The organism is Siminovitchia thermophila (assembly GCF_016909185.1).
Lineage (GTDB): Bacteria > Bacillota > Bacilli > Bacillales > Bacillaceae_C > Siminovitchia > Siminovitchia thermophila.
On the sequence record NZ_JAFBFH010000002.1, the window covers coordinates 88031 to 111403 of the forward strand.

Genomic DNA, 23373 nt, shown 5'->3' on the forward strand with positions numbered 1-23373 from the left:
CCCACCCCAGTTTTCAATTAGCCGGTATCTGTCCCTTCTAAAAAGGGAGTCAGATGTCTGCATAGGAAAGCAGAAGGCCGCAAAATAAAGACGACCTCTGCCAATTTTCTCAATTAAAGTAAATAAAATCTTACGCACGATTTTTAAACATGTTAATATGGTCCAGCGCCTTCCCGGTTCCGATCGCTACACAATCCAGCGGTTCATCCGCAATCAGAACAGGCATTTTTGTTTCGTTGCTGATGACTTTATCCAAATTGCGAAGGAGGGCTCCTCCTCCTGCAAGGACAATTCCTCTATCCATTATATCTGCCGCAAGCTCAGGCGGTGTATTCTCCAACGTGTTTTTCACAGCATCAATGATCGTATAAACCGTATCACGGAGAGCTTCCGAAATTTCTTCCGCCGTAATTTCAATTGTTTTGGGGAGCCCTGTCAATAAATCACGGCCGCGAATTTCCATCTTTTCGTTCGTTTCGACTGCTCCAGCCGAGCCAATTTCAACTTTGATAGCTTCAGCCGTTCTTTCCCCAATGAGCAAATTATATGTTTTTCGGATATAGTTGACAATGGCTTCATCAAAATTGTCTCCGGCAATTCGAATGGAATTGCTTGTAACAATCCCTCCCAGGGAAATGACTGCCACTTCCGTCGTTCCGCCGCCAATATCCACGACCATGCTTCCAGTTGGTTCCCAAACAGGCAAATCAGCACCGATCGCAGCAGCGAAAGGTTCTTCGATTGGATAAGCTTCCCTGGCTCCCGCCTCTCTAGTGGCATCGAGCACCGCCCTTTGTTCCACTGCTGTAATTCCGGAAGGCACACATACCATAACGTACGGTTTGCCCCCAAAAGCTCCTTTTGCTTTTCCTGCATGTTTTATAAAATATTTCATCATCGTTGCTGTCGTTTCATAATCGGCAATAACGCCATCTCTCATTGGCCGCATCGCCACTATATTTCCCGGCGTTCTGCCGATCATCTTTTTGGCATCATTTCCGACTGCAACGATTTTCTTTGTCTCGGTGTTGATGGCAACCACTGAAGGCTCCCGCAATACAATTCCTTTCCCTTTGACAAAAACAAGTGTATTGGCTGTGCCCAAGTCAATTCCTAAATCTTTTGTACCGATTCCAAACATGTATGTATCTCCCTTTCTACCCCATTACAATTGGTCAGGATGGACTTTATTATGAATTGTGTTTTATTACGACCTCATTACAACTTTGAAAAAAAATCACAAGACTTATTATATCTTATCATTTATGAAAAGCATAGTGTCACTTAAATCCTTTTTCTTTCATGTTGACATATTGGTAAGCGACGACTGACGATACACTGAACCATGCGAAGTCAAAATGGTCTTTTTCGCGCTTTTCAAAGCCTCTTTGTCATATAGACATCTTCCCTCATCGGGTGGATAATTAGTGATGTAGCGGCTGCCTAATGCGATGCTTACTCCCCGGAGTGTATTCTCGAAGTATTGAAGCCACCGAAGTGGAAAACAGATTTTTCATGTTGAGGTATATACTTAATATAGCTGATATGGTTAAGATAAGAAACCACTTCCATAACATTTAGTCTAGATAATACGAACGAAAATGAATATGTTTAAAAAATGAAATCAAAGCCTTGCTCGACTGTGGGGCTTTTGATCCGCCTGTTAATCTAATTAGCATTCGAATCATTCATTCTGTAACTAGAAGTTACAAAAGCCTCGTAGAATTTTTCATGATCACAATGTATTTCTGATCTTTTATCTAATCATTCCTCTTCTAGAATTTTTTATGAAATTACCCATTTAAATCTACATCTGCCTAAACAATGATTACCCTGTTTGTCATAGATTCTTAACAAAGCGTCATACATGGCATCAGCCAAATGGCGCCTATTTATTATCGGATGAACCCTCCTTTTCAAATGCGCACAAATTGAAAAGTTAAGCCAAGTCAATGGAAGGCAATAGCTTCAACTGGTTCTACCCGCTAAGTTGCACTTTTATCAATATTTTAAAAATCTTCTTTTTTATTTGCTGGAACTTTAGCTGGCATAAAGGGAATTATACCTGATTCCTCCTCATATACCAAGGTGCATTTTATCGTGCGCCGTAGGTTTCAAGAAAAAAGCTCACTTTTAAAATGTTGAAGGGCTAGAATAGATGTCACTTTGTATATTCGATAAGAAAGTCTTTTTCCCATTGAAAAATGGCCATTATTTCAATTTATAGTACCTCGCGCATGGAATATAGCGTCTATTTTCTTCCATATAGGCAATCGTTCGAAACTTAATTATACCGAAAGCTGGCTCTCTTTTGTATGGTATATATGAGATATTAAAAAAATTGAAAGCTTTATCTTCTTATTTAAATGATCAGCTTATAATGCGGCAACAGACGCTCATTAACTCAGAAATTTCTGGTGGAAGAATCGGATTCATAGCCCGCTGCAGGGGGTCTATTTTTTCACCCACATCATTATTGGGAGACCGTTCTCCTGATAACTTTGCTATACCCGCACAACTTCTTTCTCTGTAACGATGATTCTTGCAATTTTCATCCTGAATCAAAATCTTGTTTATTTCCTACAGTTTGCCGAGGTTGGGCCGTCAGGATGCGGCTTTTGGTGCTTAGTTTGCGAATCTCCATTCCAAAAGTTTTGTTTGTCTATGTGGGAAAATCGTAAACCAGGTGGAGAAAACAACAAGATTACTTTCTCCACCTGGTTTTTCGGGACTTTTAAAAAACCCCATTATCCTAGCAAACATGTATCTCCCTTTCTAACCCCGATGCATTCCAATAAACATGTTGTACTCCCTAACGTCTTATCATATAAAACCTTTTTCTTTCATGCTGACATATTTATTATCGCCGATGATCAAGTGGTCGAGGATTTCGATTCCCATCATTTTACCGCATTCAACGAGCCTGTTTGTCACCTCAATATCCTCTCTCGATGGTGTCGGGTCTCCTGATGGATGATTATGAAAACAGATGATGGAAGCGGCCGATCGGCGGAAAGCTTCCTTGAATACTTCTCGAGGATGAACGATAGAAGCGTTTAAGCTTCCGATAAAAATGGTTTGTCGGTGGAGAACTTGATTCTTGGTATTCAAATAGAGGCACACGAAGTGTTCCTGTGTTAAAAAGCGCATATCGTTCATAACATAATTCGCACCATCTTCAGGAGTGCGAATGATGTAACGATCATCATAGGTGAGGTTGCCGATTCTTCTCCCGAGTTCTATCGCGGCAGCAATTTGTACCGCTTTCACTTTGCCGATTCCTTTAATTCCCATTATCTCTTCCAGAGCCGCCTCTTTTAGCCATAATAACCCATCAAATTGTGCCAGCAGCTTATTCGCCAGTTGAAGAGCCGATTTTGACTTTGTTCCTGTCCTTAACAAGATCGCCAATAGTTCCTGATTGGAAAGACTGGCTGCGCCATGTTGAATAAGTCTTTCGCGCGGCCTGTCTTCAATGGGAAAGTCTTTGATCATTAAAGTATCCAATTTCGCTGTTTTTTCATCCTTTCATTCGTATTGTTGAAAAATGGGGAAGCCGATTTTTTCAAGCATTCTTGCAACACGGGCGATTGGAAGACCGACAACTGAAAAGTAATCCCCGTGAATTTCTTTTACCAATAAGGATCCCCATCCTTGAATGCCATACGCGCCTGCTTTATCTAACGGTTCATCTGTTGCAATATAGCGTTCAATCTCTTTTTCTGACAGTTCCCAAAAAGTGACTTCCGTTTTTTCATAAAATGTTTCAATGGTGTCCGCAAAGAATACGGCCACCCCGGTAAAAACGAAATGGGTCTGTCCTGATAATGTTTGTAACATTTGAAAAGCATGCTTTTTGTCAAAAGGCTTGCCTAACATATCGCCATGAATCGCTACAATTGTGTCTGCGCCAACCACGCAGCTATCACCATGATGCTTAGCGACGGCTTTTGCTTTTCGAGCGGCCAATTCCATCACCATGTTCGCTGGAGATATGGAGTCGGAAATCGTTTCATCTACTTGTGGGGAACAAACCGTAAATGGAATATGAAGCATTTCTAGAAGTTCTTTTCGGCGGGGAGATGTGGAAGCTAAAACGAGTCGGGGCATAAAGTTTCTTCCTTTCTTGGGAGATACACTATTATCGTACCAAATCAAAACCGAAGAAACAATACTTGCTCTTGGTCCCAAAAAAGAGAGCCCGGCTTTTACGCAGCGGGCTCTTGACCTAGGTCATGATATGTTTTTAAAAAGAGCAACAGCGCTTGCTGGGCTTTAGCCAAGCTGTCCGGGCCTCCTGATTCCGTAAATTCAAGAAGAGCCTTCTGCGCTTCTGTTAAATATTTACCTAAATCGTTAATACCGTCACTTCCCTCATTATTTTTACTAATTGATCCTAACTTTTCCCCGATTTGCTTTAACTCATCTGGATCTGCTGCACCTTTCAGTTCAGCGCTGGAAGCTTGTCCAAGAAGACTCTGAAAGATTTGTATTGAATCTGACAATAGGGCAGATTCAGCCTCCGAACCTACCTTAATTTCCTTTTCCGGAATGGCAAATTCTTTCGGGTATACATCAATGCCCGATGTTGCAAGCTCTTGTGACCAAACCCTCGCCGAAGACACATCTGCCGTTACCCCGATAAACAGAAAATTTTGCCCGTCTACCGCAATCGTTGCGCTAGGTATGCCTTTCTCAGAAAGCTTATCGACAGCTGCTTTTGCGGCTTCCTCTGTATTAAATACACCGCCTTGGATGACCGCAGTGTTCATTTCCGGGGCTTTTACGGATAAATTAGCGGTTTCCGCTTTTCGATTGGCAGCGGGTGATACAGACGCATCCGTCAACTGGGCATCGTTTTCAGAGTTAACGACCAGCTTATACACAAACAGTCCAAACGCCAGTCCAACCACGATTGCCAACACTGTGGAGAGGGCGACCCCTGCTTTTTTTGGTGAAAAACTTTTGAAAAAATGTCGCGGACCTTTTTTGTTTGTTTCTTTCGGCAAATGGGTATTGATAGGTTCATATTCTACATCAGGCTCATTCTTTTTGTTTTCTGGCAAAACCCAGTCAAAGTCTCCCGTTTCGGCTTTGTCACCCGCTGCCGCCGTCTCGTTCTCTGCTTTTGTCCAGTCATTTATGACAATATCCTTTAAGACCTGGCTTTCTTGTCCATTAATATGAACCTTCATTTTTTGTTTGCCGGCTTTTCTTTTCTTTGCCATATGCTATATTCCTCCCGATCTATTTTGTATTTTGCCTTATGCTAGCATGTCAAAATAAAAAAAGGACAAGACTTTTGTCGTCTCGCCCGGGAAGGATTTTCGCCAAATTACTAGTGTATTCCTAAAAAAGGGAAAAATACCAAAGAAATATTTCATGATGAAAAAAATAGGCCGCTAACGTTCCAATTGAAATAAAAGGACCGAATGGAATGTGATCTCCCCTCTTGAATGTGCCTGTCAATAGCCCAAAAGCGCCAAAAACAGCTCCAGCCAACGAAGCCAGAAAAAAGGATAGTAAAACAATCTTTGTCCCGAGGGCAAAGCCGATCACGGCAAACAACTTGATATCTCCGCCTCCCATGCCTCCTTTGCTGACAATCGCAATCAGGAGAAGCAACGCAAATCCCGTTGCGGCTCCCGTGACTGAAGTCCACCAGGGGGAAAGCGGTTCTATAAGTCTTTCAATGAAAAAAATTGCTGTAAAAGCTAATAATATTTTGTCAGGAATCAGCATATAATTAATGTCTGTCATAAAAATAATAACAAGCAGAGAAATGAGGGTACAGGCAAAGAGAAATTCAAAGGTCCAGCCAAACCTGGAATATGCGTATACAAATAACAATGCGGTTGAAAGTTCCACCACCGGATAAAGAGGCGATATTTTTGAACGGCAATGCCTGCATTTTCCCCCCTGAATGACAAATGACAAAACAGGAATCAGCTCCAAAGGAGACAGCCGTTGGCCACACTTCGGACAAGCCGATCCCGGTTTTACGACAGACTTCTGGGCAGGTACTCTCATTCCCACCACATTAAAAAAAGAACCTAAAAGAAGACCGTATATAAAAACAGCAAAAGTCATGGATTGTGATACCTCTCTTTATGAAACTCAACTAGCTCTAATCAGTTTCTTTTTCTCCCTGCACGTATTTCGCAACCCTGTTTCTGCCTGCCCGTTTTGCGCCAATATACAATGCTCGGTCAGCGTACTTTACCAATGATACAGGATCATTGGCATGTTTTGGAGCGGTTGATACTCCGATGCTGGCTGTAATTGATACTTCGACTATATTTCTGGCAGGGTCGAGTTCATTATGCACAAGAAAAGGATGGTTGGCAATGGCTTGGCGAACCGTTTCAGCAAGCTCGTGTGCCTCTTTGTCATCTGTATCCGGGAGAAGGATGACAAATTCCTCACCTCCGTACCTGGCTAGAACGCCACGCACAGCAACAAGCGCTTGCAGCCTATCAGCCAGTGTGATTAAAATTTGATCTCCCGCCTGGTGTCCATATTGATCATTGATCGTTTTAAAATGATCGATATCGACGATAATGAGAGAAATGCATTCTATTTTTTTATCCTGAAGATCCTTAAATTTTTCATATATGTATTTATCAAAATATCTGAAGTTGGGAATCTTCGTCATTGGACAATATTCGCTTTCCCGTTTCGTTTCTTCATAATGACGGGCATTGCTTAGCGCAACCGCCAGATAAGAGCACATAATATCGACAATCATCAGTTGAAACTTATGAAAAGCATTTTTCCTGGAAGACGCGAGAAATAGAACGCCTTCGATTTGTTTTGCCTGCATGATCGGAACACATATGACACTCTCGGCATGATTCGGAGAATATCCATGTGAAAATTTTCTCCATTCTGACTTTTCCCCATATATAAGGCCTTTTTCCCGCTTTAAAACGATGCCGCAAATCCCCTTGTCCTTCGGAATAGGTGGAATCATGTTTAATATATCACTGTCTTTTTCATATTGTCTGACCACTACCAGCATGTCACCCTTTAAACCAAGTATATAGGCCCATTCAACTGGAAATGTTTTTGTGATTTTTTTCATAAATAAATTTAATACTTCTTCGACATTCAAGCGTTCAGCGAGTTGATGCCCAATTTCAGCGGCGGTTTGCAAATGCAAATTTACCCGCAAAGAAGATTGGTACATCTTTAACACGAGCAAAGAACTTAATACGGGAATCCCTATTAAAGCAAATGCGGCCGGACCTATAATATTATTCAAATAGAACAAGCCGATTCCTAACGGATAAACAACAAGGCGGAGACAAATGTCCCACAGCAATCCACTTCCAAAAAGCGTGCTTTTCACATTTGTAAAAAAACGCAACAAACCCCGTAATAATAATGCAGATGAAAAGCTAAGAATGACATAAGTTGCGATTGGAAATACAGCATTGTGTGAGGAGTCATAGCCAACTTCCCCACCTGCCGCAAAAAAGCCAATCCCTGATATGAATGATATGCACGTGAACATAGAAGAGTATAAGAGGTAACGGTAAAATTTCTGCGACTGATCTTTAATGGCAAGCATGGAAACGACCGTCGCCAATTGGAGAAGAACCATTTCATAAAACATCCCGTAAGAAAGAAAAACGGCAATCGATATCCATTGCGTTAAAAACACGACTGTTTTATTGACCGTCAGCGGAATACACGCGATAATAACAGCAGTAACTGAGAACGCAAAAATGTCCCAGAAGCCGACATATTGGGGTGGAGAAATTTGATAGGCATACCAGTGACATATCGGGACGATCATGAGCCATAAGGCCCATGTAATTATTTTTTTCCTCGTATTCACACACTCCACCCCTTATTTTATAGTTATTAAGACTTAGGCTTATAGTCATATTAACAAATTAAGGGGACCTTGTCATTGGTTAGTGGTTAAGCGAATGTTTAAGCTGGATGGTTCGTTAATAATTTTACGATAGCCGGTTTCACTTCCGAAATAAAGTAAAGCGAGCCGGTAACCGCCAAAACTTCGTCTGAATTCAATAATGGAATAAATCTTTTCAGAAGTGCCTGCCAATCTTTTTCCACTTTGGCTACTGCTATACCGCTCACTTTTTTTAACTTATCCGCAGGGGCAGCCCGTGGAAAGTCAAATTCAGTAAAATAAATATTTTCCCCGAGCTCTTTTAACAACGGGAGCATGCTCCCCAAATCCTTATCTTCAAGCGCAGCAAACACAACTGTCAACTTTTTCCCTGGAAAACGCTGTTTCATGGTAGCCACAAAAGCACGCAGCCCTTCGGGATTGTGCGCCCCATCGACGATGATCATAGGAGTCTTGCTGATCATTTCCATTCTTCCCGGCCAATACGCTTTGACCAACCCTGTTCGAATATGCTGTTCTTTCAACGAAATCATGTTGGCATCTTTTAAATAAAGCAAAGAGGCCACTGCCAGAGACGCATTTTCAATCTGGTGGGCTCCCATTAGAGACAATTCTAACTGATCAAGTTCCCTTCCATTTCCAGTAAAGCGGAAACGTTCTCCCGTAGCCCGGGGTTCGTACTGACTAACTGAAAAGTCAATGCCCAGTTGGAAAAAGGGAGCCGCTTTCTCTTTTGCTTCTGCTTTTAATACGCGCATCGCCTGATCTTGTTTCACAGCCGTAAAAACCGGGACACCGTCTTTGATAATACCGGCTTTTTCATAAGCTATTTTTTCGACCGTATTTCCCAATATCCGAGTATGATCCATTCCTATATTGGTGATCACAGAGAGTACTGGATAAACAACATTGGTCGAGTCAAAACGGCCGCCAAGCCCTACCTCCAACAAAACAAAGTCAACTGGACGAAGCTCGGCAAAGTAATACATCGCCATCGCCGTGATCACTTCAAATTCTGTTGGGGACCCCAGCTTGGACGATTCCAATTCCTCTACCATTGGCTTAATGGTATTGGCAAGTGATATGATTTCTTCATCCGAAATCGGAATCCCGTTCACACTGACTCTTTCGTTAAACTGTTCAATATATGGTGATGTAAAAGTTCCGACATCATATCCGGCTTCATTTAAAATAGAACGGCAAAAAGCCACTGTCGAACCTTTTCCGTTTGTTCCGCCAACATGTAGCGCCTTCATGCGTCTTTCGGGATGCCCGAGCCGCTCCATCAGCCATTCCATGCGATCAAGCCCTAAATTGATTCCAAACTTTAGCCGTGAATGAATCCACTCCATTGCTTCACTATATGTATTCATCCGTTGTCCTCCCATCGGTCCTTCAATAAAAAGAACGTGAATCCGCATGGCGGATTCACCCTTCTTGCCCCATCATGTAGCTGATTTTAATTCCGCCATGCGTTCTTCAACCGCTGCTCGCTTGGCAAGATAGTCTTTCTCTTTGGCACGCTCTTCTTCTACAATGGCCTGCGGAGCCTTGCTGACAAACTTTTCATTGCTTAATTTTTTCTGAACCCGCTCCACTTCTTTGTTCCATTTATCCCACTCTTTTTCCAAGCGGGCAATTTCTTCATCAATATTAATCAGGCCTGCCAATGGGAGATAAAGCTCGACACCGGTTACGACCGCTGACATCGCTTTTTCGGGCGCCTTCATCCCCACCTCCATTTTAAGCTCCTCGGGGTTGCAGAATCTTTCGATATATATACGATTCTTTTCCAGGACGGAAAGTACTGTTTCATCCTTCGCTTTTAACAGGAGAGTGATTTTTTTGCTCATCGGAGTATTGACTTCCGCGCGAATATTGCGGACAGCGCGAATGATTTCCATTAGCGTCTTCATTTCACTTGCTGCCTGTCGGTCGGTCAAATGTTCATTTACTTGCGGCCAGGAAGCAACTGTGATGGATTCTCCATCATGTGGAAGATTTTGCCATATTTCCTCGGTAATAAATGGCATGAACGGATGAAGCAAACGCATCGTATGATCCAAAACGTACGCCAAAACAGAGCGTGTCGTATTTTTGGCAACCTCATCATTACCATATAATGGAACTTTTGCCATTTCAATATACCAATCGCATAAATCATCCCAAATAAAGTGATAAAGCACCCTTCCGACTTCGCCAAACTCATATTTATCAGAAAGTCTAGTCACCATTTCGATTGTGTCATGTAATCTTGTTAAAATCCACTTATCAGCGACCATCATTTCCTGCTCTAAATCTATGTCTTCATACGTAAAACCATCCATGTTCATTAAGGCAAAACGCGAGGCGTTCCATATTTTATTGGCAAAGTTCCATACAGATTCCACCTTTTCCATACTGAATCTGAGATCATGCCCCGGCGAGCTTCCCGTAGCAAGGAAGAACCGCAAAGAGTCCGCCCCGTATTTTTCAATCACATCCATCGGATCGACTCCGTTGCCGAGCGACTTGCTCATTTTACGGCCATCGGCATCGCGTACAAGCCCATGAATCAACACATCGTGGAAAGGTTTTTTGTCGGTAAATTTGAGCCCTTGGAAGATCATTCTGGAAACCCAGAAGAAAATAATATCGTATCCGGTCACTAAACAGTTGGTTGGGTAGTAGCGCTTATAATCGTTTGCATCCGTATCCGGCCAACCCATTGTGGAAAAAGGCCATAAGGCGGAACTGAACCAAGTATCAAGAACATCGTTATCTTGTTCCCAGTTTTCCTCATCCTCCGGCGCTTCATGACCGACATACATTTCCCCCGTTTGTTTATGGTACCAGGCCGGAATCCGGTGTCCCCACCAAAGTTGCCGGGAAATACACCAGTCACGGATGTTTTCCATCCAGTGCAAATATGTTTTTTCAAACCGGTCGGGTACAAAGTTGACTTTCTCATCCGTTTTCTGCAGTTCAACCGCCGCTTGGGCAAGAGGCTGCATTTTGACAAACCATTGGGTTGATAAGTAAGGTTCGACAACTGCCCCGCTTCGCTCCGAATGACCGACAGAATGCATATGCTCTTCAATTTTAAATAATATTCCTTTTTCCTGCAGGTCTTTGACGATTTGCTTTCGGCATTCAAACCGATCCATTCCTTGATATTGGCCGGCGTTTTCATTCATCGTTCCATCTTCGTTCATGACGAGGACACGCTCCAGATGATGTCTGTTGCCAATTTCAAAGTCATTCGGATCATGGGCAGGCGTAATTTTTACAGCACCCGAACCAAACTCCATATCGACATAATCATCGGCCACAATGGGAATTTCTCTTCCAATGATCGGCAGGATGACCGTTTTACCGATCAAACCCTTATAGCGCTCATCTTCGGGATGAACGGCCACCGCCGTATCACCAAGCATCGTTTCCGGCCTGGTTGTGGCAATTTCAATCGCCCCGGACCCGTCGGCAAGCGGGTAGCGCATATGGTAGAAAGCTCCTTGGACATCCTTATAAATAACCTCGATATCTGAAAGTGCGGTTTTAGTGGCAGGATCCCAGTTAATGATGTACTCGCCGCGATAAATAAGGCCTTCTTCATACAAACGGACAAATACTTCCCGAACAGCTTTGGACAACCCCTCGTCAAGCGTAAATCTCTCTTTCGTATAATCGAGACCCAGCCCGAGTTTTTTCCACTGCTCACGAATAAAAGAAGCATATTCTTCTTTCCACTTCCACGTTTCCTCAAGAAATTTTTCCCGCCCCAAGTTGTAGCGGTTTTTTCCTTCTTTTCGAAGCTGTTCCTCTACTTTCGCCTGTGTGGCAATCCCTGCGTGATCCATTCCGGGAAGCCAAAGTACATCATATCCTTGCATTCTTTTCATCCGTGTTAAGATATCTTGTAATGTGGTATCCCACGCATGCCCTAAGTGAAGCCTGCCCGTTACATTCGGCGGCGGAATGACAATTGTATAAGGCTCCTTTTTATGATCATTTTTTGTTTCAAAGAATTTTCCGGAAAGCCACCAATCATAACGATCTTTTTCAACCTTCTGCGGATCGTATTTTGTGGCCATTTCCAGCTCCTTGTTTGACATATTCTCTTCCTCCTCTTATTGAATATGGTTGAATGGTGAAGTAGTTGTTGTGGCGAGCAAAGCTAACTCTTTCTTTTCACACAAAAAAACCCTTCGTAAAAAAGGACGAAGGGTTTTGTTTCGCGGTACCACCTTTTTTCCGGATAAAGGAATGAACATAAATCCGGCTCTCTAATATCGATAACGGCTCTTCACCGGCTTCCGTTACATGATAAAGTTCGCGGAAGCTGCTCAAGGGCGACATTCCATTGTCCTTGCTTAGGAAATCTTCCAGCTTTGATTCCCCTCTCTGAAAGCAGGATACAATATACTCTTCCCTGTCATAGCAATTGCTTATTATGTATTATAGTATGAAAATCGGTTGACAAAGTCAACTTTTCCATGGCCTCTTTTCACATTTTTTTCCGTTGCACATATTTTATTCAAAGGGGATTTTTCGGAGGTGGGACGCCACAGTTTTGCACTTGAAATTAAAGTTTATATAGCCTGAAGCGCTGGTACACCTAGTGTTTCAGGCTATTTTTATTTTATACATAAATTTATATAGCGAATCAAATGGGGGATTCGCATGTATCTAAAAAAACACGTCAAAAAAAACGGCCGTATCTTTTTGATGGCTATTATGATAAAGAAAAAGGACATTCCCGAACCATTACGATTGAGAAGGTTGGATATCTGGATGAACTGGAAAAGCAATATGAAGACCCCATCGTTTTTTTTAACGAGAGGGTTCAGATCCTTAAACAGAAAAAGGCGGAGCGATTATCCCCTATTTCCATGGAGTTTTCTCATGACGAAAAACTTATATACGGTCAAGACTAACGAAAAAAGTTCGGTTATGTTGTACTTAGTCAGACCTACCATGAACTCGAAATTGATAAGTTCCTTATGAACAAGCAACGTGGTTCAAAAATAGATTTTAGTAGTAATGACATTAAGAAACTCTTTTCAAGGCTGCTATATCCAGCCTCGAAGAAAAAACCTTTGAAAATAGAACACGATACTTTTAAAAGCAAAACTATTCATTGGATGATGTTTACCGTTGTTTATCCTTTCTTTATTAACATAGTTCAGCGCTACAGGTACGACTTAACGAACGTATTAACACCTGTATGGGCGTAAAAGCGATATTGTGACCATGACGTGACAAATTATTACTTTGAAACTGATAAAAATGATCATTTAAGAAAGAAAGGCGTATCCAAAGAACACCGGCCCAACCCTATTGTTCAAATGGGATTATTCATAGATAATCTGGGTATTCTCATTACCTTCGAGTTGTTCCTGCGTAATACGAACGATTGTCTAACATTTAGGCCGGGACTTTCACGAATCCAAAAAGAATATAATCTTGGTAAAATCATAGTTGTTGCCGATAAAGGCATGACCACTGGAGACAACATCTATTACACCCTGTCCGGAAAACATGGTCATGTATTTAGTATGTCGGTACGAGGCTGTACGAAGTGCCGATAAAGAGTTCAAAGAATATGTGGTGGATGAAGATGGTTACACGTGGTATGGCTCAGAGTATAAAAGAAAGTCGCTCTTTATCCCCGAACCATATACGTCACTTCAAAGAATGAGAAAAAGATAAAAAAGTGGTCTATGAAAAACAGGTGGTCTTCTACAGTGAAAAATATGCGAAAAAGGCAAAGGCAGACCGGGCAAAGGTCATCGCAAAAGCAATGGATATTATTCAAAAGCCCGGAAAATATTCTCGAGCGACTACCTAGGGTGCCGCTAGTTATATAAAGAATATAACGTTTGATAAGGAGACGGGTGAAATTCTTTCGCCAAAAACATTCCTTGAGCTTGATTTGGAAAAATTAAAAGCGGAAGAAGCTCTTGACGGCTACTATGCGATTGTAACAAGTGAATATAAAGAAACTGACGATCGTATTATCGATATTTATCGAGGATTATGGTAAATTGAAGAATCCTTTCGTGTGACCAAAAGCGATCTTGAAGCACGCCCTGTTTTTGTTTCCAGAGAAGAACACATACATGCGCATTTTCCAACTTGTTCCATCGCACTGACCAGTGCCAGGATTATTGAACTCAAGTTAAACCACAAATACAGTATTGGACGCATTCTAGAAAGTCTTTCTAATTCAGAGTGCACGCACTTGAAACAAAACTGCTACTTGTTTGATTATTTTGATGAAATCCTTAATGATCTCGGATCCATTTTTAATATTGATTTTTCCAAAAGAATTCGTTCCCTTGGTGAAATTAAAATCCGCTATGATTTTTTGCAAAAAACAACAGCCACAAACCCAGTATTTGCAAGGGTTCGTGGCTGTTTTCCATACATTATAACTGCAAAATTCAGGAGTATATAAAAAACCGGGGCTGACTAAAAAGTCCAACTTAGAGTAAAGGCGCTAAAACTTAAAACCCAAGAATGTTGATTTTACAGCATTCTTATGTTTTATTTTTTTGCTTTTCAAGCTCCAATATTACTTTTCGGACAGCCCCGGGAAGTGAAACTAATCGCGTTTATTTTTATCTTTGTTGTCCTCTTCATCGGTCAAAGCATCACGGATTCCTTCAAGCACCGTTTCGGAGATCGTCTCGGGCAAATTTTCCAACTCTTCCTCTACCTCTTTTACCTCTTCCGGTACATCCTCACCATTGATAATACCGAAACGGAATTTTTTCTTGCTCATGTTCATTCCTCCTTCAATAAAGTTAAATTATATTTAGTATACTCGCTAATTCTCAAAATTTCATTGACATTGGATTAGCACCGCATAGTTCTCTCACCTCAAAAGAGATATATACAGAATATTCTTTTAGGGTATGATCAATCCTAACGACCGAACTGGATAAGTTTGGTAAATATAAGGTATAACCGTGCGTAAGATCTCCACACGACTCACGGTCGCTCACCCTCCTATGTCTCTCCGGATCGGGAGTCCATACATTCCTTCGTCCTGCGTATCCATGAGATGGAGGCCAGATATGCTCCTTAGCTAGGTCATTTGCTCGAATGGAATAAATAAGCTCCGGCTCTGCACTATTGGTGTTTGTTTTGGGAATGAAGCAAGTAATCATTCGGGACAGCGGATTTGCGGATGAGAACCAGCGCAGCGCCGTTTAGCAGTGCTTCGAATATTTCGTAAGGCGAAGGGGCGAATGTTATCGTTCTTTGCTGCCGTCTGATGTTGTCGATCTGTTTCCGATGAGCGATATTCAGCAAGGGATGGTGTTTCACAACATGCGCCATGAAGGGTGCGGGCATTTATCACGACCAGTTTGTGTACAAAGTGTCGGTGCCCGGCCTGGAAGAGGAGAGGATTTGCGAAGCGATGGGCCGTTTGGTGGAGCGCCATCCAATGCTTAGAACCGGATTTTGTCTGACGGATTTCGCGGTTCCGGTCCAATTCGAAAGGGAGAGGATCGACGTAGAGGTGGAGGAAGTGAAATTGTCATATTAAAGCCTATAAAAATTATTTCCGCAAGAGAAATGAACTTCCTTAAGGGATTGAATTTACCACCGTCCTGTGCGCAATCGTGAAGCTTCCGCCGTACCTTTATAATATGAAAATCGTTGATAGAGTCAACTTTTGCATGGCCTCTTTTCACATTTTTTTCCGTTGCACATATTTTATTCAAAGGGGATTTTTCGGAGGTGGGACGGAAATGAAGAGAAGAATAAATCAACATACTTTCCAGTCATGGATAAGGACGTTTAAGGCTGTATGTAAACAACTCATTATCCCGTTTACCATTTTTCAGGCGATCCGCACAGTTTTGTTTCCGACTACTTTTGACGTGTTGTTGTTGACGGTTTTTATTGCGACCGCACTCGTTTATCATTATGAATTAATTTAATAATCCCCTTTCCAATTATGATTCGGAAGGGGGATCCTGCATTTGTCTTTCATATTCCTCCAGGCGCATAACGATATATTCCGTGTTTTTCATATACCAATATTGTCGTTGAAGTCCTTGAACACATCTTAATTCATGTTTCTCTTTTCCCGCAGAATAGTAGTTTTCCACTGTTTGATACATTTTTCCCGGCTGAGCTAAATAGCCTAAAAAAAGAAGCATTTCCTCTTTTCTAAAAGGAAAATATTTAAAATAGATGTGAAGCCAGTCAATACACTCATCAAACGCCTTCGGATACGTTTCCATCGTCCGGGCCAAAAAAGGGAGTAGATCGTGAATCGGCGATGCGGTTCCAGCTTTTTCAAAGTTTGTAAAATATCCAAAGCCGCTTTCATGGTATAGAAAATGTTCTGGCGATAATTTTCCGTGGATAATCACACTTCGGGCTTTTTTCTCATCCTCTGTCACTTCGTACCATTCTTTTAATTTTCCAATGGCGTATCTTTGGGCCAGGGCAATCTCATGGTAATAAGAACAAAAAAGCAGTTGAAAAGGAGACATATACCAAGGTTTTTCCGATCGCTCCACAAATTGTTCCAAACCTTCTTTTTCTTTTTCCCACCTTGACAGCGTTTGTTCATAATGTTCTTTTCGATCATCTGGTGAGACCTCCACTTCCCGGGCGGAAATGGTGTGGAGACGCGCCAACTCCCGAAACAGTTCCTGATTTTTCTTAAATTGTCCTTCTCTTTCTCTATTTTCCAACCAGGGCATTAAATAATACAAGCTGTTCCCAGACAACACAGCATACCTTCCATCCAATGCGGGATAAATGGGCACGATGCGATAATACCCTCTCTGGTACAAAAGCTGCACATACTTAAGAAAATCGATTCCCCGATTGGCGTTAATGCGCTTTAGTGCAAATTCACCTTTATCTGTGTAAATTTTATACACACGTCCAAACCTCTCGGCAAATTTCAAATTCAGGCCATAAAGGCCGGCAATTTCCTTGAGGCTCTTTACAGGATCGTCCATCGTTTCATCACCCGCTTACTGTGCGTATGGCCTATGGATTTGCATAAACCGGCAGGAATCTCTTCTACTAACAATCATTACATCCATAAAAACAAAAGGAGGACATTCCCCCGCATCGTCCTCCCCGCCTTTACCATTATTTTCTATAAGCTGTTTTTTCCGGTATATATAACACTTGCCCTTCATATAGCTCGTGCTCTGATTCTAGCTTGTTGGCTCTTAAAATTTGCTGAACACTGACTTCATACTTATCGGCCAGTCTTTCAATTGAATCCCCTTGTTGCACAAGACAAACTTTTATTTTTGCCGGTTCATCATCTTCTTTTCTGGAAAAGAAATCAGCGAAAGACATCGTATGATATTTCCCTTTCTTTTTCTTCGGCTTTTCTTTGTATTTAGGTTGGGCCTTATCGCTGCTTTCCTGACCGCTTGATTCGTAGGAGGAAGTTTCCTCGACCTTTTGCGGCGACTCTGTTGAAGATGAGGAGGACTCATCACTTTTTTCCATTTCTTTGAAAAACTTTTTTGCTCGCATCGCAAGTTCATCCATATCCATTTCCGGAAGGACAGGAAATGGGAACGGAAATGCCGGTTGATGCTGGAGATGTGCAGGAGGATCGGCCTCGTTGGAATCAGAAATGGATCTCGCCTCCGCAGTAAAAGGTTCATATAGACTGTCGCTTTCTGCAGAATGTTTACCAGCTTCCTCCTCCGTATCATTCCTGTTTATACTCTCTAGCGTCTCTTCCTCAGCATGTTGCAGTTGAATTTCAACTGCACCTTCCCCGCTTTCCTCATCAATATCGCTTTGTTCTTCATGTTTGTCCACGTAAGAACTTCTTTCTGGCTCATCCCCATCGTCCTTCTTAATTTGTTCCTCTCCTTGGGAATCATGTAGCCCATAAACAATGACTTCCGCGTCAATTTTCAAACAGGAATTCTCTGGAAGATCATAATCAAAACTTTCGACCTCTACAAATAATTCATCGACATTCGCTACTCGCTGTTTCGGGATGGTAATATCGACAGGAAATTGATGGGAAAATACGAAATCCCCCTCTTCACGTTCCTGAACTTGTATAAAATGACCTGTATCATCATGCGGCTGGTCTTCTCCATGCTCTGGTATAACCGGTTTATATTCTCCGGCAAGCCCCAAATATCCCCTTAAAAAAACGAAATCATCTTCTTCTAAAATGGATATATTCGGATCCAATGAAATTGACACAAGTTCATCGACTTCCTGTCCGCTTTGAAACAAAACGGATTCTTCCAATGAAAACTTGATGGACGATTGTTGTTGATCAGGCAAGACGGCTTCCTCCTTTCACTCCGTGCCAAAAATATAGCTCAATTACATCGTATGATTCTAAAAATGAAAATATGATGATGAAAAGTGAAAGTGAAGGAAGCTCTTGACAGTTGTTTTTCCAAGATGAAAAATCTGGATGCCTCCAATCGTCATAAGCAACCAATTCAATATACTAATTATAGTAAAAGCTAATCTGAAATGGCGGATTGCCAGATGTGCACCATGTAAACAGCCTGCATGTTACATGCTTTAGGCGGGCTTGGAGGCTCACATTTTATACTTTTTAACATACAAAAAAACCGGGAAGCAATCCCGGTTTTCCTATTTTGTAATCGCGACAAATGCCCGTTCAGCGGCATCCAGCGTCTTTTCAATATCTTCATCTGTATGGGCTGTGGATAAAAATAGTCCTTCAAACTGCGACGGCGGTAAAAAGATGCCGTTGTTGGCCATTTCTTTGTAAAAAGCAGCAAAGAGAGAAAGGTCGCTCGTTTTTGCTTTGTCATAGTTCGTAACCGTTTCATTTGTAAAAAAGAAGCCGATCATGGAACCCGCCCGGTTGACGGTATGCGGTATGTCGTATTTGCTTGCAACTTCCGTTAATCCTTTTTCCAACATTTCCGCTTTGCGGTTAAATTCTGTATATGCTTCTGGCGTAAGCTGAACAAGCGTTTCATATCCGGCTGTCATGGCAAGCGGATTTCCCGATAAGGTTCCCGCTTGGTAAATAGGCCCACTGGGCGCAATTTGTCTCATAATTTCGGCTTTTCCTCCGTACGCCCCAACAGGAAGACCCCCGCCAATCACTTTTCCGAGGCAAGTAATGTCGGGTGTGATGCCATAATAACCTTGTGCACAATGATAATCAACGCGAAAGCCTGTCATCACTTCATCAAAGATGAGTAAAGCACCATATTCCGTTGTCAATTCACGCAAGCCTTCAAGAAAACCTTCAACCGGCGGAACAACGCCCATATTGCCTGCGACCGGCTCCACGATAAGACCGGCGATATCTTCCCCATACTGTTCAAAAGCAACCCGTACACTGTCCAGATCATTGTATGGAACAGTGATAGTGTTTTTGGCTACCCCTTCCGGAACCCCGGGGCTATCCGGCAAACCGAGGGTGGCGACGCCAGAGCCCGCTTTAATCAAGAGGGAATCCCCATGACCATGGTAGCAGCCTTCAAACTTGATGATTTTATTCCTGCCAGTATAACCTCTTGCAAGTCTCAGTGCACTCATTGTTGCTTCAGTTCCTGAAGAAACCATGCGAATCACTTCGATAGAAGGAACACGTTCCTCTACAAGCTTGGCCAGTTTGTTCTCCACCAAGGTTGATGCCCCGAAGCTTGTGCCCTTCTCAGCCGTGTCTTTGATAGCTGAAACAACCCGTTCGTCGGCATGACCCAAAATAAGCGGCCCCCATGACAGCACATAATCGATATATTCGTTTCCATCAATATCGAAAATACGGGCTCCTTTTCCCCGTTCCATAAAAATCGGGTCCATTTCCACGGATTTAAATGCACGTACAGGGCTGTTTACACCACCTGGCATCAACGTTTCCGCTTCCTTAAATGCTTCCTTTGATCGATTGTAAGAACGCATCCATAAAACCTCCTATTTATCCTCTTGCAGCCATTTCACGGCATCTTTTGCAAAATATGTAATGATAATATCTGCTCCGGCCCGCTTAATGCTCGTCAACATTTCCAACACAGTTGCCCGTTCATCAATCCAGCCATTTTGGGCCGCGGCTTTAATGAGCGAGTATTCCCCACTTACGTTATAGGCAACAACCGGAACATTGAAGTTGTTTCTTACATCACGGATAATGTCAAGATAGGATAATGCAGGTTTGACAATTAAAAGATCTGCTCCTTCATCCATATCCGACTCTGCCTCACGAAGGGCTTCCAACCTGTTTGCAGGGTCCATTTGGTATGTTTTCCTGTCTCCAAATTGAGGTGTACTGTTGGCCGCATCCCGAAACGGTCCATAAAAGGCGGAGGAATATTTCACAGCGTAGGACATAATGGGCACATCCTGAAATCCGCTGTCGTCCAACCCCTTTCTAATAGCAGCAACAAAGCCGTCCATCATATTAGAAGGGGCAATGATATCCGCACCTGCTTTCGCCTGGCTGACCGCTGTCTGTACAAGCAATTCAAGACTGGAGTCGTTCAAAATCACACCGTCTTCGACAAGCCCACAATGGCCGTGATCCGTATATTCACATAAGCATGTATCGGCAACGACCAATATTTCAGGAGCATGCTCTTTGATCACACGGGTCGCTTTTTGAACAATTCCTTCGTCATCATATGCCCCTGTTCCACAGTCATCTTTTTCATCGGGTACTCCAAACAAAATAACCGATTGAATCCCCAGTGACACAAGTTCATCAATTTCATCCTTTAGCAAATCCAAGGAAATTTGCTCTACACCCGGCATCGAAGAGACTTCATTCCTTGTATTTACACCTTCCACGATAAAGAGCGGATAAATAAAATCTTCCGCATGGAGATGGGTTTCCCTCACCATTTTTCTTAAATTGGCGGATTTCCGCAGTCTCCGATGGCGTTTAAACTGAATGGGTTCCATTGCTATTCTTTCCTTTCTTTTTGTCCGTAAAATTGACACAGCTCATGAAACATCGAGTCGATTGTATAGTTTCTCGGACAAATTTTCACGGAAAATCCTTCTTCCTCGATCGCTTTTTTCGTCACTTTGCCAATGCTGGCCAAATTTATTTTACCAGCATGTTCGCGCAAATGATACTGATTCACCAATTTCATAAAGTGATGAAAAGTGGAAGGACTTGTAAAGCATGCCACATCCAACTGATTGTCCCGCAAAATTTGGACAAGCCTGGTGACATCCTTAGTCGGATAAAACGTTTCATAAACAATCCATTCGTCAGCGATGATACCTCGTCTGCGAAAATGCTCCGCAACTGTCTTGCTTGCCAAGTTTCCCTTTGGAATAAGCACTCGATTTGCGGTATATCCTTGTTGAAAAAATTCACGTCCAAAATCTTCAGCCGTATAAACGTTTGGCATAAATTCGGCTGAAATATGATAGCGTCTTAGTTCCGCTCTCGTTTTTTCTCCTACTGCCGCAAAGCGAATATGTTGTTTAACGAGTTCAAATGACTCGCGCCCATGTCCAATATGGCGAAAAAAGTATTTTACCCCGTTCCGGCTTGTAAAAATAATCCAATCATACCGATCGAGCGATCGAATAAAACATGGGGCATTCAAGTCTTCATACGGACGGAAGTCAATCAACGGCACCATGTAGGGAATTCCGCCGGCAGAAGCAACATCATGGCAAAATTTTTCTCCTTGCTCCCCGCCCCTTGTAATGAGGACATGCTTCCCTTTTAAGGGATGCCTTTCCATCATTGGTCCAGTTCCTTCTTAACTTTTTCAATCAACTCGCCGGCTCCTTGCTCCATCAAGCTTTCTGCCGCCTTCATACCCACCTTCACCGGATCTGTGCCTTTCACGATTTCATTATAAAGAAGTTTTCCATCAGGTGAAGCGACGAGAGCTGCCAGTTCAATCGTGTCATCTTCCAGGATTCTTGCATATCCGCCGATGGGGATTTGACAGCTTCCATCCATTTTATGAAGGAAAGCCCGCTCGGCATTGACTGCTCTGGCGGCTCTTTCACACGTTAGCTTCGCCAACTCTCGAAGCAATTCATGATCATCCTCACGGCATTCAATCGCCAGAGCTCCTTGCCCAATGGCCGGCAAACAAACATCAGGATCTAAGTACTCCGTGACAATCTCGTCATTCCATCCCATTCGAATTAATCCCGCGGCAGCCAAAATAATCGCATCATATTCTTCTGTTTCCAGCTTACTAAGCCTTGTATCAATATTGCCGCGTATCCACTTGATTTCTAGGTCAGGTCGCTGCGCAAGAATCTGGGCGCTCCTTCTCAAACTGCTCGTGCCAACGATAGATCCCGGAGGCAGTTCCTTCAGCTTGACATTCCCTTTTGAAATAAAAGCATCACGATGATCTTCTCGCGGGGGAATACACCCGATCATTAAACCATCGGGCAATTCTGCAGGCATATCCTTCATGCTGTGAACAGCCATATCAATCTCCCCATCGTACATGGCCTGTTCAATTTCCTTAATAAACAGCCCTTTTCCGCCGACTTTGGATAAAGTGACATCAAGGATGCGGTCCCCTTTAGTTACAATTTCTTTCACTTCAAACTCAAACGGGGCACCAAGTTGTTTCAGCTGTTCTTTCACCCAATTTGTTTGCGTCAAAGCCAACTTACTTCTCCTTGATCCAATCACAATTTTTCTCATTTATATTGCCTCCAAACGACATGAATATTTAAGAATCCCAATAATGAAATGTGGATAGTCGGCTGTTCAGGAAAAAGTTAATCAAGACCAGCAAAAAAGCCGCAGTGTTCCATAAAGCCAACTTCCGTCCATACAGTTGCTTTTTCATATGAAGATACAGTATAAGCCCATAAATGCCCAGTAAAGCAAAGGAACCGACTATTTTGGGATCATACCAATAAAAGACTGAGAGTTTCATAACCGCCCAGCGGAGTCCGAGGATTAAACTTAGTAAAAGCATTGGCACCCCAATGACATTTAACGCAAAGGAACTCCTTTCCAGCTTCGCCAAATCCGTTAATCGCCATAACTTCTTTTTCCATTTTTTCCTCTTCAACAAACGATATTGAAGCAGATACAAAATGGAAAAAACGAAAGAGATAGAAAAAGCTCCGTACGATAATATCGCCATCGTTATATGAATTAGGAGCAGTTCGGACATGAGCTGTTCCGCAGAAACCGCGAAGCTTTGCGCAGGCGCGAAAGCGTGAATCGCCATAAAAATAAAACCAATGATATTTGTAAAAAAAACAGTAAAGTCCACTTGAAATATTTTATGGATTGCCAGCGATAACGTAATGAGCACCCACGTATAAAAATACAATCCCTCAAACAGGGTCAGCACCGGAAACCTTCCCGCATGATACATATATATAAACAAAAAGATTGTTTGAAGAATCCAAACAATCGAAAGCAACCGGAAAGCAAGCCGGCTTGCCTCCCGGTTTTGTTGAACAAAATCAATAAAATAAAACAGGATAGATAAAGCATAAATCACAATGACAATTTCCGGGAGCCTCGCCAAAATCAATTCAATCATTGTATTTTT

The 23373-nt window shown here is 42.4% G+C and carries 18 protein-coding genes, 1 pseudogene and 1 other annotated feature; of the genes and pseudogenes, 3 read left to right on the plus strand and 16 right to left on the minus strand.

Features of this window, described 5'->3' with window-relative positions; translation table 11 throughout:
- Nucleotides 1-130: 130 nt before the first annotated feature.
- The 8 genes from JOC94_RS01970 to JOC94_RS02005 all read right to left on the minus strand — a co-directional run bounded on the left by JOC94_RS01970 (nt 131) and on the right by JOC94_RS02005 (nt 11976).
- Nucleotides 131-1141 (minus strand): rod shape-determining protein, encoded by a 1011-nt coding sequence (locus tag JOC94_RS01970; protein WP_205178219.1) that lies wholly within the window; start codon nt 1139-1141, stop codon nt 131-133.
- Between the two features lie 1682 nt (nt 1142-2823).
- The gene (gene radC / locus JOC94_RS01975; RefSeq protein WP_205178522.1) at nt 2824-3495 is read right to left on the minus strand and encodes a RadC family protein; all 672 of its coding nucleotides are present in this window, start codon (nt 3493-3495) and stop codon (nt 2824-2826) included.
- A 33-nt stretch (nt 3496-3528) separates the two neighbouring features.
- Nucleotides 3529-4110 carry a Maf family protein gene (locus JOC94_RS01980; RefSeq protein WP_205178221.1) on the minus strand — a complete coding sequence of 194 codons (582 nt, stop codon included), beginning with the start codon at nt 4108-4110 and terminating at the stop codon, nt 3529-3531.
- 98 nt (nt 4111-4208) lie between these two features.
- A complete protein-coding gene (locus JOC94_RS01985) occupies nt 4209-5228 on the minus strand; it encodes a hypothetical protein (RefSeq protein WP_205178223.1) in 1020 nt (339 codons plus the stop codon).
- 121 nt (nt 5229-5349) lie between these two features.
- Entirely contained in the window at nt 5350-6090 is a 741-nt protein-coding gene (locus JOC94_RS01990; RefSeq protein ID WP_205178225.1) for a prepilin peptidase, read from the minus strand.
- A gap of 37 nt (nt 6091-6127) precedes the next feature.
- Nucleotides 6128-7843: a sensor domain-containing diguanylate cyclase gene (locus JOC94_RS23335; RefSeq protein WP_205178228.1), complete on the minus strand. Its 1716-nt coding sequence runs from the start codon at nt 7841-7843 to the stop codon at nt 6128-6130.
- 98 nt (nt 7844-7941) lie between these two features.
- The gene (locus tag JOC94_RS02000; protein WP_205178229.1) at nt 7942-9255 is read right to left on the minus strand and encodes a bifunctional folylpolyglutamate synthase/dihydrofolate synthase; all 1314 of its coding nucleotides are present in this window, start codon (nt 9253-9255) and stop codon (nt 7942-7944) included.
- A gap of 72 nt (nt 9256-9327) precedes the next feature.
- Nucleotides 9328-11976 (minus strand): valine--tRNA ligase, encoded by a 2649-nt coding sequence (locus JOC94_RS02005; RefSeq protein ID WP_205178230.1) that lies wholly within the window; start codon nt 11974-11976, stop codon nt 9328-9330.
- 98 nt (nt 11977-12074) lie between these two features.
- Nucleotides 12075-12309, minus strand: a binding site (T-box leader).
- 222 nt (nt 12310-12531) lie between these two features.
- On the opposite strand from JOC94_RS02005, the pseudogene JOC94_RS23625 reads away from it, so the two are divergent.
- A pseudogene (locus JOC94_RS23625) lies at nt 12532-14243 on the plus strand (IS1634 family transposase); the annotation flags it as partial.
- Between the two features lie 225 nt (nt 14244-14468).
- Here the strand turns inward: JOC94_RS23625 and JOC94_RS02015 are convergent.
- Entirely contained in the window at nt 14469-14648 is a 180-nt protein-coding gene (locus tag JOC94_RS02015) for a hypothetical protein (RefSeq protein WP_205178232.1), read from the minus strand.
- A gap of 482 nt (nt 14649-15130) precedes the next feature.
- Here JOC94_RS02015 and JOC94_RS02020 point away from each other — a divergent pair, with 482 nt between their 5' ends.
- Both JOC94_RS02020 and JOC94_RS02025 read left to right on the plus strand, forming a co-directional pair.
- Nucleotides 15131-15325, plus strand: a complete 195-nt coding sequence (locus JOC94_RS02020) for a hypothetical protein (RefSeq protein WP_205178233.1) — start codon at nt 15131-15133, stop codon at nt 15323-15325.
- A 299-nt stretch (nt 15326-15624) separates the two neighbouring features.
- The gene (locus JOC94_RS02025; protein ID WP_205178234.1) at nt 15625-15816 is read left to right on the plus strand and encodes a hypothetical protein; all 192 of its coding nucleotides are present in this window, start codon (nt 15625-15627) and stop codon (nt 15814-15816) included.
- A gap of 15 nt (nt 15817-15831) precedes the next feature.
- Here JOC94_RS02025 and ysxE read toward each other — a convergent pair whose 3' ends face one another.
- From ysxE to JOC94_RS02060, 7 genes are all read right to left on the minus strand, one after another.
- Complete coding sequence (ysxE, locus tag JOC94_RS02030) at nt 15832-16854, minus strand: spore coat protein YsxE (RefSeq protein ID WP_205178236.1); 1023 nt, start codon at nt 16852-16854, stop codon at nt 15832-15834.
- Nucleotides 16855-16990: 136 nt separating this feature from the next.
- Nucleotides 16991-18166 (minus strand): stage VI sporulation protein D, encoded by a 1176-nt coding sequence (spoVID, locus tag JOC94_RS02035; RefSeq protein ID WP_205178244.1) that lies wholly within the window; start codon nt 18164-18166, stop codon nt 16991-16993.
- A 321-nt stretch (nt 18167-18487) separates the two neighbouring features.
- Entirely contained in the window at nt 18488-19777 is a 1290-nt protein-coding gene (gene hemL / locus JOC94_RS02040; RefSeq protein WP_205178246.1) for a glutamate-1-semialdehyde 2,1-aminomutase, read from the minus strand.
- Between the two features lie 12 nt (nt 19778-19789).
- The gene (gene hemB / locus JOC94_RS02045; RefSeq protein WP_205178255.1) at nt 19790-20773 is read right to left on the minus strand and encodes a porphobilinogen synthase; all 984 of its coding nucleotides are present in this window, start codon (nt 20771-20773) and stop codon (nt 19790-19792) included.
- Nucleotides 20774-20775: 2 nt separating this feature from the next.
- Nucleotides 20776-21576, minus strand: coding sequence for a uroporphyrinogen-III synthase (locus JOC94_RS02050; RefSeq protein WP_205178257.1), 801 nt, complete (start codon nt 21574-21576; stop codon nt 20776-20778).
- The gene (gene hemC / locus JOC94_RS02055) at nt 21573-22505 is read right to left on the minus strand and encodes a hydroxymethylbilane synthase (protein ID WP_205178266.1); all 933 of its coding nucleotides are present in this window, start codon (nt 22503-22505) and stop codon (nt 21573-21575) included. Before hemC ends, JOC94_RS02050 begins: the two co-directional genes overlap by 4 nt.
- A 28-nt stretch (nt 22506-22533) precedes the next feature.
- Nucleotides 22534-23364: a cytochrome c biogenesis protein gene (locus JOC94_RS02060; RefSeq protein ID WP_205178270.1), complete on the minus strand. Its 831-nt coding sequence runs from the start codon at nt 23362-23364 to the stop codon at nt 22534-22536.
- Between the last annotated feature and the right edge of the window lie 9 nt (nt 23365-23373).